Source organism: Comamonas sp., from assembly GCF_036666375.1.
In the GTDB taxonomy this organism is placed as follows: Bacteria; Pseudomonadota; Gammaproteobacteria; order Burkholderiales; family Burkholderiaceae_C; genus Comamonas.
In genome coordinates this window covers 49,371-50,562 of the sequence record NZ_JAVWWA010000024.1, presented here as the reverse complement: position 1 = coordinate 50,562, position 1,192 = coordinate 49,371, and the positions used below count along the sequence as shown (strand labels likewise).

1 protein-coding gene and 1 pseudogene are annotated in these 1,192 nt (G+C 64.4%); both read right to left on the bottom strand.

Annotation, left to right across the window (positions count from 1 at the left end; all coding sequences use genetic code 11):
* Window positions 1-598: pseudogene (locus RR928_RS08560) on the bottom strand (electron transfer flavoprotein subunit alpha/FixB family protein); the annotation flags it as partial.
* The coding region (locus RR928_RS08555; protein ID WP_332548654.1) for an electron transfer flavoprotein subunit beta/FixA family protein at window positions 599-1,192 on the bottom strand (594 nt) is incomplete at its 5' end. It lies immediately after the preceding pseudogene.

The following is a 1,192-nucleotide window of genomic DNA, read 5'->3' as shown; positions in this document are numbered from 1 at the left end:
TGAGTTCGGGGCGGTCGTTCTTGGCGATCTCGCTGCCCACGAAGCTGCTCTTGCCGGCATCGGCCGCGGCGGCGATGGTTTCCACGGCGGCCGAACCGCCGGTGGTGGCGGCGGCGTCAAAGCCGGTGGTCCGCACGGTGATGACGCGGATGGCATCCAGCGCTTGCACGGTGGCAATGGCGTTGCCGGCGTAGATCGGGCGCTCGAAAGTGTCGGCGGCGATCACCTTGGTGATGTCGCTGATCTGGGCTACGTCGAGTTGGGCGGCCACGCGCGGCGCCACATTCTTGCCGCTTGCCGTAGCCGGAAACAGGATGTGGCTGTAGTTACCGGCACCATTGCCCTGGAGTGCCAGCACCTGTGCGGCTACATTCTCGGCCAGGCCGTGGGCCAGGCTTTCGCCGTCGGCGTGGATCACCTTGGTGACGCCGGCGATCTGAGCGGCGGCCTGGGCAGCGGCACCGCAGTGGTGGCCGGCGACCAATAAATGCACCTGCCCGTCGTCAAACATGCTGATTTCCACCGCGGCCCTGAAGGTGTTGAGCGTCGCCGCCTTGATGGACGCGTTATCGTGTTCTGCAATCACAAGTACCGACATTCAGATCACCTTTGCTTCGTTCTTCAGTTTTTCCACCAGGGCGGCCACATCGGCCACCTTGACACCGGCGCCGCGCTTGGCGGGCTCGGCGACCTTGAGGGTCTTGAGGCGCGGCGTGACCTCTACACCCAGCTCTTCAGGCGTGACGGTGTCCAGCTGCTTCTTCTTGGCCTTCATGATGTTGGGCAGCGTCACGTAACGCGGCTCGTTCAGGCGCAGGTCGGTGGTGATCACGGCAGGCATGGACAGGGCCAGAGTTTCCAGGCCGCCGTCGATTTCACGCGTCACATGGACTTTTTCACCAGCGACTTCGACCTTGGAGGCGAAAGTGGCCTGGGGCAGCTTTGCCAAGGCCGCGAGCATTTGACCCGTCTGATTCGCGTCGTCATCGATGGCCTGCTTGCCCAGGATGACCAGGCCGGGCTGTTCCTTGTCGACCAAAGCTTTCAGCAGCTTGGCCACGGCCAGGGGCTGGAGTTCGACGTCGGTCAGCACATGGATGGCGCGGTCGGCGCCGATGGCCATGGCGGTGCGCAGGGTTTCCTGGCATTGCGCCACGCCGCAGGACACGGCGATCACCTCGGTCGCAGCGCC